Consider the following 14,214-nt stretch of genomic DNA (forward strand, 5'->3'; position numbering starts at 1 on the left):
TGCCGACCGAAAGGACCCAAAATGACTGAAACCCGCAAGCCCTGGCACGGTGTCCATGTCGCAACGGCATTGCCGTTCAAGGACGACTTCAGCGTTGACTACGACGCTTATGCTGAGCACGTGCGTTTCCTGGCGGGCGCCGGATGCGACGGCGTAGCGCCGAACGGCTCCCTCGGGGAGTACCAGACGCTCAGTGAAGAGGAACGCGCACGCGTTGTTTCCACCGCAATCGAAGCAGCACCAGAAGGCTTCACCGTCATGGCCGGCGTCGGCGCCTACGGCGGACTCCAGACCGTCAAATGGGCCGAGCAGGCCGCGGAAGCCGGTGCTTCATCTTTGATGCTCCTCCCGCCGAACTCCTACCGGGCCACGGAGGACGAAGTGGTTGATCACTACCGCCGGGCGGCGGCCGTCGGCCTGCCGATCGTGGCCTACAACAACCCCATCGATACCAAGGTGGACCTGACCCCGCAGCTCATCGCCCGCCTGCACGGCGAAGGCCTGATCGTCGGCGTCAAGGAATTCACCGGCGACGTCCGCCGTGCCTACGAGATCAAGGAACTCGCCCCGGACATGGACCTGCTCATCGGAACGGACGACACAGTCGTTGAGATGGGACTGGCAGGTGCCGTGGGCTGGGTAGCCGGTTACCCCAACGCCATCCCGGAGTCCACGCTGGAACTCTATCGCCTCTCCACCTCCGGCAACGTGGCGGACCTCGAGCGCGCACGGGAAATCTACCGCGATCTGCACTCTCTGCTGCGCTGGGACAGCAAGACCGAATTCGTCCAGTCCATCAAGCTCTCCATGGACGTGGTCGGCCTCCCGGGCGGCGCTTGCCGCCCCCCACGCGGCCCGCTCTCCGCACAGGTGCGCGACGCCGTCGTTCGCGACACCCGGGCAGCCCTCGCCAAGGGCTACAAGTAGCCACTGACTGATGGTCGGGCTTGTTCCATCAAGCACAGCAACAAGCCCGACCACCAACGGATCTCAATTGACCAATGAGGAGCACCACATGAGAACCAGCCGTATCTTCCACGCCGTTGACTCACACACCGAAGGCATGCCGACGCGAGTGATCACCGGGGGCATCGGGACGATCCCAGGAGCCACCATGGCCGAGCGCCGTCTGTGGTTCATGGAGAACAGCGACTGGATCCGCACCCTGCTCATGACGGAACCACGGGGCCACGCGTCGATGAGCGGGGCGATCCTGCAACCTCCAACGCGCCCGGATGCGGACTTCGGTGTGCTTTTCATTGAGGTGTCGGGGCTGCTGCCGATGTGCGGCCATGGCACGATCGGAGTCGCCACGGTTCTGGTGGAAACGGGCATGGTCGAGGTCGTGGAGCCCATAACCGTCGTCAGGCTTGACACCCCTGCCGGCCTCGTCGTCACCGAGGTCGCCGTGAAGGACGGCCATGCCGAATCGGTGACCATCCGAAACGTCCCCTCCTTCGTGGATCGCCTTGACGCGAAGGTGGAAGTTCCCGGGATTGGTCCTGTCTCCTACGACCTCGCCTTCGGCGGGAACTTTTATGCGATCGTGGAGCTGGACAGCCTGAACCTACCCTTCGACCGGGAACGCAAGGATGACCTGCTCAAGGCAGGCCTGGCGATCATGGACGCCATCAACGCCACCGATGAACCGGTGCACCCCGAACGTGATGATATCCGCGGCTGCCACCACGTTTATCTCCAGGCACCCGGATCTACGGCGGAGCACTCCCGGCACGCGATGGCCATCCACCCTGGATGGTTTGACCGTTCCCCCTGCGGCACAGGGACAAGCGCCCGAATGGCACAACTGAACGCGCGGGGCCAGCTGGCCCTGGGGGCGGACTTTATCAATGAGTCCTTTATCGGTTCCCGTTTCATCGGCCGCCTGGTCGAGGAAACGGAGGTGGCCGGCCGCCCCGCCGTCATCCCCACGGTAACCGGCAGAGCCTGGCTGACCGGGACAGCACAGTACTACCTGGATCCGACAGATCCATTCCCCACAGGATTCCTGCTGTGAACCTTCCCTACTTTGATGCGGCAGCCGTCCGGTCGGCCGCGCCCTGGATGACGGCAATCGCGGCCCTCGAGCACGCCCTCCTCGACGGCGTGGACCCCGAGGAGGACAGCCCCCGTTTGTTCAGCCCGGCACCTGGCGGCGAGTTCCTGCTGATGCCCTCATCCGGGCGTCGCTACAGCGGAGTCAAGGCGCTCACCGTGGCCCCTGGCAACCCGGCAAGAGGCCTCGAAAAAATTCAGGGCGTGTACATTCTTTTCGACTCTGACACCCTGGCGCCGCTCGCCACGATGGACGGGAACGAGCTGACAGCCATCCGAACGCCGGCCATTACCCTGCTGGCTGTCAAAGACATCCTGGCGTCCGCGCCCGGCCGCACCACGGCGGCCGGACAGGTCCTCGTGTTCGGAACAGGAATTCAGGCCCTCAACCATCTCCGGGCGGCGCACGCTGTGCTCCCGGAAGCCGGCCTGGCTTGTGTGGGCCGCCGCACTGACCGGGTGGCAGCGCTGATCGGGCAACTGGCCTCGGAGGGCATCGAAGTTCGTGCTGGCAGCGACGCCGATGTCCCCGAAGCTGAAGTGGTAATTTGCGCGACGTCCTCTTCCACACCGCTGTTCGACGGCGCTTTAGTGGCCCCTGGTGCGGTGGTGGCCGCGGTGGGCCAGCACGGCCTGGATGCACGTGAAGTCGACTTCCAACTGGTTCTGCGGAGCGACGTCGTCGTTGAGGGTCGCGCCTCCGCTATGCGCGAGGCCGGAGACCTCATCCCCGCCCGCAGTAAGGAGGATTGGGAATCCATCCGCCCGGCCAACCTCCGTGACCTGGTTAAGGGTGAGTTCAGCCGGTCCCCAGACAAGCCGTGCCTGTACGCAGGGGTTGGTATGGCATGGGAGGACCTGGTGACTGCTGCCGTGGTGTATGAAGGAGGCAACCGCTCATGAAACACGCGCAAGGAGTCCTTACCGTGCCAAACGACAACAGGCTTCCCATCGCCCCGCTCGGGCGTCAGCATAGCCTCCGGGAATCGGTCACCGAGTCCCTGCGGGCAGCGATCATCGCCGGCACCCTCAAGGAAGGCACCTTGTATTCCGCGCCGGCACTTGCCGCGGCATTTGGTGTCTCGGCTACGCCAGTCAGGGAGGCCATGATGGACCTGGCCCGGGAAGGGCTGGTGGAAACCCTGAAGAACAAAGGCTTCCGCGTCACCACCATGAGCGACAGCGAACTGGACGAACTCACTCAAATCCGGCTGCTCCTGGAGCCTCCCGTTGTTGGCGACGTGGCCGGGACGGTGCCGCCAAAAGGCATGGAAACCCTGCGGTCCATGGCAGACAGTATCGTGGCAGCCGCGCGCGAAGGCGACCTCACCGCGTATTTGTCCGCCGACCGCGATTTTCATGCCGACCTCCTGCGCTACGCCGGGAACCGCCAACTGGTGGAGTTGGCCACGTCCCTGAGGATCCGCACCCGGTTGTACGGACTCAAAGCCCTTAGTGAAAGTCACCGCCTGGCCGACTCGGCCCACGAACACCATGAACTGCTCGACCTCATCGAAGCCGGCAACGGGCCCGCAGCAAGGGAACTCATGCGCCGCCATATCGGTCACGCCCGCGGCCTGTGGGCCACCGGTCAACAAGAAGTGCCGCCCCAGGAGCCACGGACATGAACCCATCCAGCGACGTTCTCGTCATCGGCGCCGGCGTGATAGGCGCAGCAACTGCATACTTCGCAACGCAGCAGGGGCTCAGTGTCACTGTGGTGGATAAGGGCCTGCCGGCCAGCGGCACCTCATCGGCCTGCGAAGGTAACATCCTCGTTTCAGACAAGGAACTGGGCCCCGAGCTCGAACTGACCCGCTACTCCCTCGGTGTGTGGCACGGCGACCTCGCCGAGCATAAGCGGCTCTGGGAGTTCGAATCGAAGGGAGGCATCATCGTCGCTTCCCGGGACAGCAGCCTGGCCTCCCTCAACCGAGTTATGGCGGCCCAGGCTTCATATGGCGTCTCCGTCGAAGAGCTGGACCCGGATGCCCTGCGCTCCGCCGAACCGCATATCACTCCCGAGGCCCTGGGCGGCGCGAGCTACCCCGAAGACTGCCAGGTCCAACCGATGCTGGTCGCTGCGCATCTCGTTCGGCTGGCGACGGAAGCAGGAGCCCGGTTTATCGCCGACACACCGGTCAGCGGTTTCCTCCGAAGCGGAGACCGGATCGTCGGGGTACGGACACCCCGCGGAGAATTTTCCGCCGGGGCTGTGGTGAACTGCACAGGTACGTGGGCCGGCGAACTGGCGGCCTTGGCCCGCGTCAACGTACCGGTCCTGCCCCGCAGGGGCTTCGTCCTTGTCACCGAACCGCTCCCGCCCATGGTCCATCACAAAGTCTATGCAGCCGAATACATTGACAACGTGGGCAGTTCCGACGCCGGGCTCCAAGCCTCTCCGGTAGTCGAAGGTACACCTAGCGGCACCATCCTCATCGGCTCCACCCGCGAACGCGTAGGGTTCGACCGCACCGTGAGCACAGCCGCCCTAAAACTGCTGGCGGGCAACGCGGTCACACTGTTCCCGTTCCTTGAGCACATTAAGGCCATTCGCCATTACCACGGTTTCCGCCCATACTGCCCCGACCATCTTCCGGTTATCGGTCACGACGAGCGTGCGCCCGGACTGTGGCATGCAGCTGGCCACGAGGGTGCCGGCATCGGGCTCTCGGCCGGGACTGGCAAGCTCCTGGCCCAGGCCCTCTCCGGCCAGACACCGGACATGGACCTGTCCCCCTTCGCGCCCGCCCGCTTCGGCGAGAACCCTGACACCACCGCACATACCCGGCAGGAGGCCACAGCTTGAGCGCCCGTCCATCGGAAGGAACGCCGTCAGCCGGTCCGCATACCGTCACCGTAAGCTTCGACGGCCGCATGATGCCGGCCATCTCAGGCCAGAGCATCGGCGCTGCCCTGGCCTGCAACGGCATCACTGCCTGGCGATATACCCGTAAAGAGCAACGTCCCCGCGGACTGTTCTGCGGAATCGGCGTCTGCTTCGACTGTCTGGTAACAGTTGACGGAGAAGCGAACCAGCGCGCCTGTCTTGTGGAGGTGCAGGAGGGCATGAAGATTGAGGGGACCTGCGCCCCGGCCCAGAGTCCCGCCTCGGGTCCCGAAGGGGGTCGGCAATGATCCCGGCAGACGCTGCAACGATGCGCGCGGACGTCGCTGTTGTGTGAGCGGGACCGGCCGGGCTGGCTGCGGCTGTTGCCGCGGCTGAAGCCGGGGCCTTCGTCGTCGTTGTGGACGCCGGAGCCCAGCCGGGCGGCCAGTTTTGGCGGCACCGCCCCGAATCTGTGGCCCCCCGCCCGGACGGCAAGGGCCACCACGGCTGGCGAACCTACCTTGACCTCCGCAGCCGCTTCGACGCAGCCCGCCACCAAGGCCAAATATCGTATTTGCCCTGCCGCCAGGTTTGGATGGCGGAAGCGGTCGACGCCGGGTTCATCCTCCGCACCACGCCCACCACGGTGGCAACGTCCAGGTACGGAGAGGCCGACGGCGGCAGCACTGTTGCCGCCCGCCGGCTGGTTTTATGCCCGGGAGGATACGACCGCCAATTGCCGGTTGCGGGCTGGGATCTACCGGGGGTCATGACCGCCGGCGGAATTCAGGCCTTGATCAAGGGGCATGGAGTCCTGCCGGGCCGGAGCTTCATCATTGCCGGAACAGGCCCCTTCCTACTGCCGGTCGCGGCAGGAATCGCCGAAGCCGGCGGCAAAGTGCAGGCCGTCTTGGAATCATCCTCACCCACCGCCTGGCTTCCGCACCTGCGCGCCGCTGCAGGCGTGCCGGAGAAAGCCCTCGAAGGCGCCGAATACGCCGCCGTCTTCGCCCGCCATCGAATCCCCTACCGCACCCGCGCCATAGTTACAGAAGTGCTTGGCGCTGAACCCCCTGATGCAGGATCCCCGCGCAGCAGCCGGGTTACCGGTGTCAGCACTTCCAAGGTCGATGCCCAAGGGCGGATCCGGCCGGGCACTGAACGAACCTATAGCGACGTCGACGTGGTCGGCTTCGGGTGGGGCTTTACACCGCAATTGGAGTTGCCCTTGTCCCTTGGGGCTGAAACCCGTCTGGACACCGACGGTTCCTTGGTAGGCGTCGTTACTGAGCGGCAGGAATCCAGCGTTCCCGGCCTTTTCCTCGCAGGCGAGGTGACCGGCGTTGGTGGGGCCTCGCTGGCCGTGCTCGAAGGCCTCACCGCTGGCGCTTTCGCCGCCGCAGGCCCGGGCCCTGCGGCGGCCGCTCCCTCACAGGACGTCGCACGGCATCGTATTTTCGCCGACGCTATGCACAGGGCGCACCCCGTGCCTGCAGCCTGGCAGGACTGGCTGACTCCAGAGACGATCGTGTGCCGCTGCGAGGAAGTCACAGCCAGCGAAATAACGGCCGCCCGCGCGAGCCTGGGAGCCGGCGACGCCCGGTCACTCAAGTCCGTCACCCGCACGGGAATGGGCTGGTGCCAAGGCCGGGTCTGCGGATTTGCGGCCTCCTGCCTGGGCGCCGGCACCGGGACTGCGCCAACTGCCGAAAACCTGGCCGCCTCAGCAAAGCGGCCGTTGGCCGCACCAGTCGCCATTGGCGAACTGGCTGCCATGGAAACACAGCCCGATCTTTCCGACCCCAACACTCTCCTGAAGGGAGACCGTGCATGACCGCGATCGCTCAAACCACCGCAGCCGAACCGACTACAGAGGCCGGGCTGGAACAACTGCTGGCCTCGGCCCACACCGCCGCGGTCCCGCTGGCTGCCCTCCGGCCCACCGACCGCGCCGAACTGCTCGGCGTGGTGGCTGACGCCTTGGACGCTGCCGCCGACCAGCTCATTCCCTTGGCCCAACAGGAGACACACCTGGCCGAGGCAAGGCTGCGCGGCGAGCTCAAGCGCACCACCTTTCAACTGCGCCTCTTCGGAGAAGTACTTCGGGATGGCGGCTACCTCGACGCCCGCATCGACCATGCCGACCCCGACTGGCCGATGGGCGCGCCACGGCCGGACCTCCGCCGATTGCGGGTCCCCGTCGGCCCCGTAGTGGTCTTTGCTGCCAGCAACTTTCCTTTCGCGTTCTCCGTAGCCGGAGGAGACACCGCCTCGGCGCTTGCCGCAGGCAACCCCGTGCTTCTCAAAGCACACTCCGGTCACCCACGACTGTCTGTAGCCACGGCCGACGTTGTCACCACCGCACTCCACCAGGCAGGAGCACCGCGCGGAACCTTCGCACTGATCTCCGGCACGGCCGCAGGAGCCGCCGCGCTGCAGGACCCCAGGGTGAAGGCCGGCGCTTTCACCGGTTCCATCCCCGGCGGCCGCGCCCTCTTCGACATCGCCAATAGCCGGCCCGAGCCGATCCCGTTCTTCGGTGAACTGGGCAGCACCAACCCTGCCTTCGTGACCCCTGCGGCAGCCGCGGAACGCTGCACCGAGATAGCCGACGGGTTCATCAGCTCGTTCACCGCAGGCGCAGGGCAGTTCTGTACCAAGCCGGGCATCCTGTTCGTGCCTGCGGCATCGGCCCTGGTCGAATCCCTGCGCAGCGCCGTCCTTCCCCAGGCCGCACCGTTGCTCAACACCCGCATCCAGTCCGGCTACGCCGAGGTCCTGCAGAACCTAACGTCCAACCCGCGTCTTAAGGTCCTGGCACAGGGACCGGGAGCGCTGTCCGATCCTCCGGCCCCCACACTGCTTCTGACCACCGCAGAGGACATACTCGCCGAACCGCATGCCCTCCAGACCGAATGTTTCGGTCCAACGGCCGTAGTGGTGACGTACGACGACGAATCTCTGCTTCCAGCGCTGGCAGAAACTTTTGAGGGACAACTGACAGCCACCGTCCACGCCACCGATTCCTGCGAAGTGGCCGCACTCGTAGAGGTGCTCGCCCGCAAGGCCGGACGGGTGGTCTGGAACCAATGGCCGACAGGGGTCTCCGTAACCTACGCCCAACACCATGGCGGCCCCTACCCCGCTACCACTGCCATCGGAAGCACTTCCGTGGGAACAGCAGCCATCGAGCGATTCCTGCGACCCGTCGCCTACCAAGGCTTTCCGCAGCATCTCCTCCCGGAGGCGCTCCGCGAAAACAACCCGCTCGCGGTACCGCAGCTGGTCAACGGCAAGCGGGCAGAACAGCCATGATCACCGTGAAGCGGCTGCACAGAGAGCCTCGGATCAGCCCGGCACTGCGCGCCGACAGACAAGACCCCGTACTCAAGACGCGGCTCGGAACCGCCGACCCCTATTGGTGGATCCTCACAGGCGGAATACACGTTCCGGGATTCGAGCCGGCCGTCAGAGACCCAGAGGTTTTGGGTCTGGACCGGGCTGTTCATGATGACTCGCTGAGTTCGGGTTGGCCACTTGGTCCGAATTCTCGCGCGGCCGAAGGCCGATAACGGACGTTACGTAAAGTAAGCATGCTGATGGTTGCGGTGAGAACTATTTCAAGTTTAGCTTGATCCCTCCCCGACCATCATCTCCGGCACCAGTACCATTCCGGACACGGCCGCGCTCCGGACCCAATCATGCGCCGTGCCGGCTCCGGCACGGCCTACCTGCCAGGCGTATCACGTCTTGACTGTTGTCCGATAAGAGCCTAAAACTCAGATTGACAGGTCGAGGGTTGGAGGCGCCAGTGGTTGGGCAGCGGATCGGGTACGTGCGTGTGAGCACGCTGGACCAAAACGAGAAACGCCAGCTCGAAGGGCAGGTCCTGGACCGGGTCTTCACGGACAAGGCCTCGGGGCGGGACACGGCCAGGCCGCAGTTGGCCGAATTGCTGCGGTTCGCCCGCGACGGAGATACCGTGGTCGTGCACAGCATGGACCGGCTCGCCCGCAACCTCGACGACCTGCGTGCCTTGGTTCAGGGCCTGACACACAAAGGCGTTCGGGTGGAGTTCGTCAAAGAGAGCCTGACCTTCACCGGGGAGGACTCCCCCATGGCCAACCTCATGTTGTCTGTGATGGGTGCCTTCGCAGAATTTGAACGCTCTCTCATCAGGGAACGCCAAAGGGAAGGCATTGCCCTGGCCAAGCAACGCGGCGCTTACAAGGGGCGGAAGAAGACCCTGACGCCGGAACGGGCCGCCGAGATGGTCCACCTCGCCGGCACCGGTGTTCCGAAAGCCCTCCTGGCCCGTGACTACGGGATCAGCAGGGAGACCGTCTACCAATACCTGCGCCACGCCAAGCCGGAGTGAAACCGCTCCCCGCCGCCGGCGGTAATCGTTGGCATCGGCTACCCTCTTTGTGCCCCTTATCCCGGAATCTCAGGGACCGGAGGGAGCCGAGACCCGGTCGTCTCACTCGGTATCCCTAGGACGGTGCTCACCGTGATCACATGGGGGCTCTACTTGTGCCCGTCCGGGTGTAGCTCGCCCAGCCCTGCTTGGTCACTGGGCGGAGTATCCAACTCAACGTGGTGGTGCTCGGAAAGCTTCTTGCGCACGCCGGCCAGCACATTATCAACGCTCTCGTTGTCGGTCATAGCTACCAGGTACACCAAGTGCGCGAGGTCGTCTCGCAAAAACGTCTCACCGGTGCGAGTCATAACCGATTCATACATGCTGTTTTCTGTGGAAGGCGCCATTGTGAAGTGGTAGCCAAACTTTGCCGCAAACTTGGATATCTCTGCGATCTCTTGCTGATCGATCAGGCAATCAACACGAGTCCGGCTTTCTGACCATGCACGCATGTGTTTCCCCCTGTGATGTCCCGAGCTCCTTGGCGCGGTGGCCAGAGCCCAGCCTACAGCCCGCGAAGCCGGCCCGGAGGTGTAGGGCAGGATTGAATCCATGACTCCCGACGAACTGGCCAAGCGGTCAGCCGAGATTGCCGAATCCGCTGCGCACGCTGCTTGGTGGGCAGCGGCCGGCTCAATCCTTACCGCCCTTTTGACGCTGGGCTTGCTCCTGGGCGCCTATGCCGCATGGCGCACTGCCAAAGCATCACTGGACCATTCTAGAGATGCCCAGCTTCAGATCAAACTGGACAGCATCGAACAGACCCGCCCATACGTGTTTGCCCACATTGTTCCAGGCATTGGCGGGGGCGGTTCCTGGGATCTCATACTGAGGAATTCAGGGCGCTCCGCTGCTACGGATTTGACCGTCGATACGGAGGATTGGCCTGGAGTTGATGACCTTATTGTCAGGAAGCTTCGCGAGATGTTCCAAGCCGCCCAAACACTTCCTCCCGGCGTGAGTATCAGAAGCTTTTGGCGCATTGAGCCGACGCCGGGAAGCGTGAGGACGGACGGGGGGCCAGAAGTTGATGGCATGCCGAAGACTGCCAGCTTGACCATGCGCTACAGCAGCCCAGACCCCTCCAACCCGCGTTACCAGGACACTTATGTTGTCAGCACCGACACGATCGGGTTGACGCCTGTGGCATCAACCGGGCCAAACCCGAGTTCAAAACTATCGCCAGGAGAAGCAAGCTTGCACAAGATGCTTGGCCAGATCGTCCAGAGCCTTGGTGAGCTCCGTAGATAGGCTCCTTAGACTCCCTCAGGTAGTTCGCAACGAGGCGCTCACCTTGCCCCGCATTCAGCAGCGGTCAAATCCGCCCGTGAGCCCGGACGCGCCGTGGGCCGGGGTTGGCGAGGCAGCACCGGGGATCACGAAACAAGCCGCCCACGACTTCTACGACCGCTCAGCCTCGCCTCAGGTGGAGAATGGCGAGTCGGACCACTCCCCCAGATTGACGAAAGCTCGTTATCGGCGTTTGAATGACGGGAGTCGAAGTAGCTGCGAAACATCCGTCCTCTGGTGTCCTGTCTCATCTAACGTGAGGCATCTCACTACAGCTGATGCATTAGCCGTGGTTGTCTCATTACAGTTAAGGCATGGGGCCGGATCCCGCGTGATTGCAGGGTTCCTGGACCATTAGCTGATGCCGGAGTTCTCCGATTTGCCTCAACTACAGTGAGAAACAACCCGGCATTTGCCTCGTCCAGGTTGAGGCAACCGCGCCATTTCGCCATCATCTGCCTCAAGTTAGGTGAGCCGGAGCATCTGGAGGAACGGTCGTTTTCCCAAGCCACGCGCGGGCAGTTTGCATTGGTAACCGTCCCGGGGCTTTACGGTTACTGGGCGGCCAAGAGATCGGAGTGAGGGACGTCTTGCATAAAGCCGTATCGGCGGTCCAGCAACCGGCGGACTCCGTTGATGTTTGGGGTGTCACGATCTATGTGAAGCCCTAAACGTTTGGCGACGGTAAGGGTCGCTAGATCAAATGCGTCCCGGAGTCCGTCTTTTGAGAAGTGGTGAAGGGGAATATTTGGAGTTTCCGGAGTTTCACACCGGTGAATGAAGTCTGGAGTGACCCGTCGGAGCGCTTCCGGTGATGAGCTGTCCGGGCCGAGTTCACGCCAAATGCGGTAGTTGGTAGCCACGTTGAAAATTGCCAGCAGCAGGTGCCAGTCCAGCCATCCCTCGTTTCGAAGTTCTGCCAGAATCCTACGGCACGTGTCGTTTCGCAGGATCCGCGCCACCGTGAAACCCACCAGAGTCGAAAGCTCATAGCGTTCTTCAATCATTTCCCGCCATGTGGTCTCCGAAAAACCAGGTCCGTAGGAGGCTGGCTGCTCTAAGGCGCTGCTTGCCGGCGACACGTGGTCTTCGGGGCCGATGACCTGGTGACCCGCCTTGGATGCCCTGAGATAGTGGCCCCTATCGAGCAGCCCGGCTATCTCATCGTAGGGCCGCCCGAACGAGATCTGGTTGAGGAAACCCCTGGCGAACGCGCCCTCGAGCATGTCCAGGATTTGTTCCTGGGACAGGGCGCTCAGTCGCATGAGGAGTACCCCGACAGCACCTAGAATTTCATGTTCCAGCGCTTCGGCATCTGCCTGGTCTGTGTAGGGCAGTAGAGTCACGAGGGCTTTTAGCTGGTGGTTGTCGGGTTCGAACTCCACTCGCTCCTTATACTCAGGACCCGCCAGTTGGATCGTGATCGAGACGCTTTCGTCCAGGAGGACCGGGTCCTCGGTCGCGAGTTCACACAGAAGAATCTGCGCGGCCGCGGCAAACCTCTCGGCGGCGAGCACCGTTGCCCTGTCGTTCGGGCAGTTGATGGTCCAGTGGGTGCCAAGAGCTGAGAAGTTCAATGACCGCGCCGGGCCGGTGTCGCTGAACGGGCGGCCCTCGAGCTGTTCCGCGGAAGTCCTCGTGAAACTCGCCTCGTCGACTGCAAACGAACGCTCCAGCTGATCAACCAATTGCCAGATCATCTTGTCGTAGTCCGTTGGCGACAGAAGCTCCGTGAGTGTTTCCACCAGCGCCGGTCTGAACTTCCTGGCCGTCATGCAAATTATGCTTTGGTGATAGTCCAGACCTACCAGCTCCGCATGTTGCTGACGGTCAAACGCGTCTTCTGCATAGATTCCATGTGCTTGTATTGCCAGTTGACTCAAGGCCGTGGCGTCCACCCAAGCTCCCGCGGTGTAGCAATGATGGAACGCCTGAATCAGGCTTGTGCCGACCAAATCCATGTCTTCGGAATCTGGAGAAGAAACTGCGATAGACGAGGCAGTCAGGGCATATTTCTTGGCCGCGTGTGGCAGCTTCAGGTCCGCGTAGACGCCGGCGATAGTGAGCATGGCCAGAAGAGAGCCGCGAAGTGTGTCACCGTGGAACCAGTTAATTTTCGCCTTGTGAAACTCCCTGAGGGCCAGAAGGGGTTTCCCGGATTTGATAAGGGAAAGCGCACGGCTCCTGCAGCGCTCCGCGACAGCACTGTCTCCCTCAACGGAGCCGATCGCCTCGTCCAAAGTGTTCCTGACCCTCTCATAGTCCGCGTGTGCTGCCAGCACAGGACTGAACGCCTCGAACAAGTCGCAGATTGTCTGCACCGGGAAAGCACGAGCGATCGGCAGGAGCCCGGCAAGGTCACTGAGCGTGCTCATCAGTGGTTCCAGCCGGATGCGCAGTTCCTCAGCTGATCCAGCCTCGCTGAGGATCTCTTCAAAGCTCATTTCTGCCCCTGTCTTGACCGAAGCATTCGGATTTCGCGCCATGCCGTTGACGTCAGGATGGAACAGGATATGCGCCCGAGCCGCAAGGAAGTGCGCAGTCGCGTTTGGGTACACTCTTCGGTCAGTTTCAGCCAGGAGCGCGTCGACGCGGTCCAGGATCCGCTGCAGTTGGGCCATAAGGTGTTCTGAAGTAGTTGTGGCCAGTCCCCCGGCCCACGCCCCCTGCCAATAGGAGATGAGAGCGCTGGCGTCGCTCAGGTCACTCGATGCCGAGCTCGCCGCCGCGTAGTCAACGAACTCATCGATGTACTCTTCGACATTCCTTAGGGTCTCCATCCCGCGGAGAGTGGCGACGACGATTTCATACCGCGCTTTCATCTGCACGTCTTCGGAGACTGCGCCCTTCGGGCGTGAATCTAGGAAAGTGCGCGCGTGTTGGAGCCATTCTGCCAAGTCGTTCCGGGCCTCCGGGTGCTGTGTTGCGTGACGGAGCCCGGTCCGGACGGCCGCAAAATCGCCCGGGGTAGTTGGTGGCTCGTCCGATTCCCTGACCTTCCGCAAGAGGTCCTGATACCACTGGGGAATCTCAGGATCATTCGCCGGCACCAGGTTTGAGGGCAAATCGAGCATCTTTTCGGCGACCCAGACCAGATCCTGCTCGGCCAGAAGTGTCGATATCGCCATTGAATCAAAGATCTCAAGATCGACGCCATGCTGTTGGCGAGCATACTCCTGAAGCTCATGCCGGATGTTCACGGGCATGTTCTGTGCCATGAAGTAGGCGACCCTGGCGACGGGCTGTCCTCGGGAGGTGATCTTTTCGAGATCGGCTTTGACCTTCGCACTTAGGCCAGTGCGCTGAATCGTACAGGCAAGAACGAGAGGTTCTGTGGTGGCCCTGCCAACAAATCCCCCGGCTCCGGGAAGCTCTTCGGGCAGTGCGGAAAAGAACGTCTCTCCATCCCGCCCCTGGTCCCCGCCGCTGCTTACAGGCCCCGTTGCGGGGAGGATGTTGCTGCTGATCCGTCTCTGAGCAATTCAAAAGCAGATGTTCTCAAAGTCGTGGTGCCGGTTTTGCGCACCGAGCTGATCCAACTGGAAACGAATGAACGTTTCGGCTTCTACACGCGTGACCATCCGTCCATCCTGCCCTACCGAACGCCAAGGACCGCAGC

Annotated in this window: 12 protein-coding genes and 1 pseudogene; 11 read left to right on the forward strand and 2 right to left on the reverse strand. The window is 62.9% G+C overall.

Annotated features, from left to right (window positions below; genetic code table 11):
- The first annotated feature begins 21 nt into the window (after positions 1–21).
- From PY310_RS03740 to PY310_RS03780, 10 genes and pseudogenes are all read left to right on the forward strand, one after another.
- The gene (locus PY310_RS03740; RefSeq protein ID WP_275212849.1) at positions 22–927 is read left to right on the forward strand and encodes a dihydrodipicolinate synthase family protein; all 906 of its coding nucleotides are present in this window, start codon (positions 22–24) and stop codon (positions 925–927) included.
- Between the two features lie 88 nt (positions 928–1,015).
- The gene (locus PY310_RS03745; RefSeq protein ID WP_275212850.1) at positions 1,016–2,017 is read left to right on the forward strand and encodes a proline racemase family protein; all 1,002 of its coding nucleotides are present in this window, start codon (positions 1,016–1,018) and stop codon (positions 2,015–2,017) included.
- Complete coding sequence (locus tag PY310_RS03750; protein ID WP_275212851.1) at positions 2,014–2,958, forward strand: ornithine cyclodeaminase family protein; 945 nt, start codon at positions 2,014–2,016, stop codon at positions 2,956–2,958. The genes PY310_RS03745 and PY310_RS03750 overlap by 4 nt, the downstream gene beginning before the upstream one ends.
- Positions 2,959–2,981: 23 nt before the next feature.
- Positions 2,982–3,683 (forward strand): GntR family transcriptional regulator, encoded by a 702-nt coding sequence (locus tag PY310_RS03755; RefSeq protein ID WP_275212852.1) that lies wholly within the window; start codon positions 2,982–2,984, stop codon positions 3,681–3,683.
- The gene (locus PY310_RS03760) at positions 3,680–4,864 is read left to right on the forward strand and encodes an NAD(P)/FAD-dependent oxidoreductase (protein ID WP_275212853.1); all 1,185 of its coding nucleotides are present in this window, start codon (positions 3,680–3,682) and stop codon (positions 4,862–4,864) included. Before PY310_RS03755 ends, PY310_RS03760 begins: the two co-directional genes overlap by 4 nt.
- Entirely contained in the window at positions 4,861–5,193 is a 333-nt protein-coding gene (locus tag PY310_RS03765) for a (2Fe-2S)-binding protein (protein WP_275212854.1), read from the forward strand. Before PY310_RS03760 ends, PY310_RS03765 begins: the two co-directional genes overlap by 4 nt.
- 59 nt (positions 5,194–5,252) lie before the next feature.
- Positions 5,253–6,224, forward strand: a pseudogene (locus PY310_RS03770) (NAD(P)/FAD-dependent oxidoreductase); the annotation flags it as partial.
- A gap of 129 nt (positions 6,225–6,353) precedes the next feature.
- Positions 6,354–6,719, forward strand: a complete 366-nt coding sequence (locus tag PY310_RS21550; RefSeq protein WP_342755732.1) for a (2Fe-2S)-binding protein — start codon at positions 6,354–6,356, stop codon at positions 6,717–6,719.
- Positions 6,716–8,200, forward strand: a complete 1,485-nt coding sequence (locus PY310_RS03775; RefSeq protein WP_275212856.1) for an aldehyde dehydrogenase (NADP(+)) — start codon at positions 6,716–6,718, stop codon at positions 8,198–8,200. The genes PY310_RS21550 and PY310_RS03775 overlap by 4 nt, the downstream gene beginning before the upstream one ends.
- Before the next feature lie 496 nt (positions 8,201–8,696).
- Entirely contained in the window at positions 8,697–9,263 is a 567-nt protein-coding gene (locus tag PY310_RS03780) for a recombinase family protein (RefSeq protein ID WP_275212857.1), read from the forward strand.
- Between the two features lie 149 nt (positions 9,264–9,412).
- Here PY310_RS03780 and PY310_RS03785 read toward each other — a convergent pair whose 3' ends face one another.
- Positions 9,413–9,757: a hypothetical protein gene (locus PY310_RS03785; protein ID WP_275212858.1), complete on the reverse strand. Its 345-nt coding sequence runs from the start codon at positions 9,755–9,757 to the stop codon at positions 9,413–9,415.
- A 100-nt stretch (positions 9,758–9,857) separates the two neighbouring features.
- On the opposite strand from PY310_RS03785, the gene PY310_RS03790 reads away from it, so the two are divergent.
- Positions 9,858–10,556: a hypothetical protein gene (locus PY310_RS03790; RefSeq protein WP_275212859.1), complete on the forward strand. Its 699-nt coding sequence runs from the start codon at positions 9,858–9,860 to the stop codon at positions 10,554–10,556.
- 593 nt (positions 10,557–11,149) lie between these two features.
- On the opposite strand, the gene PY310_RS03795 is transcribed toward PY310_RS03790, so the two are convergent.
- On the reverse strand, positions 11,150–13,813 hold the full coding sequence (locus PY310_RS03795) for a hypothetical protein (protein ID WP_275212860.1): 2,664 nt from the start codon (positions 13,811–13,813) through the stop codon (positions 11,150–11,152).
- Positions 13,814–14,214: the final 401 nt, after the last annotated feature.

Source organism: Pseudarthrobacter naphthalenicus (assembly GCF_029076445.1).
Lineage (GTDB): Bacteria > Actinomycetota > Actinomycetes > Actinomycetales > Micrococcaceae > Arthrobacter > Arthrobacter naphthalenicus.

What these genes read in the sequence shown, in the direction of transcription:
- PY310_RS03790 (WP_275212859.1), top strand. Translation starts at nt 9,858, where the DNA reads ATGACTCCCGACGAACTGGCCAAGCGGTCAGCCGAGATTGCCGAATCC.
- PY310_RS03760 (WP_275212853.1), top strand. Translation starts at nt 3,680, where the DNA reads ATGAACCCATCCAGCGACGTTCTCGTCATCGGCGCCGGCGTGATAGGC.
- PY310_RS03740 (WP_275212849.1), top strand. Translation starts at nt 22, where the DNA reads ATGACTGAAACCCGCAAGCCCTGGCACGGTGTCCATGTCGCAACGGCA.
- PY310_RS03785 (WP_275212858.1), bottom strand. Translation starts at nt 9,757, where the DNA reads ATGCGTGCATGGTCAGAAAGCCGGACTCGTGTTGATTGCCTGATCGAT.
- PY310_RS03795 (WP_275212860.1), bottom strand. Translation starts at nt 13,813, where the DNA reads ATGGCACAGAACATGCCCGTGAACATCCGGCATGAGCTTCAGGAGTAT.
- PY310_RS03775 (WP_275212856.1), top strand. Translation starts at nt 6,716, where the DNA reads ATGACCGCGATCGCTCAAACCACCGCAGCCGAACCGACTACAGAGGCC.
- PY310_RS03745 (WP_275212850.1), top strand. Translation starts at nt 1,016, where the DNA reads ATGAGAACCAGCCGTATCTTCCACGCCGTTGACTCACACACCGAAGGC.
- PY310_RS21550 (WP_342755732.1), top strand. Translation starts at nt 6,354, where the DNA reads ATGCACAGGGCGCACCCCGTGCCTGCAGCCTGGCAGGACTGGCTGACT.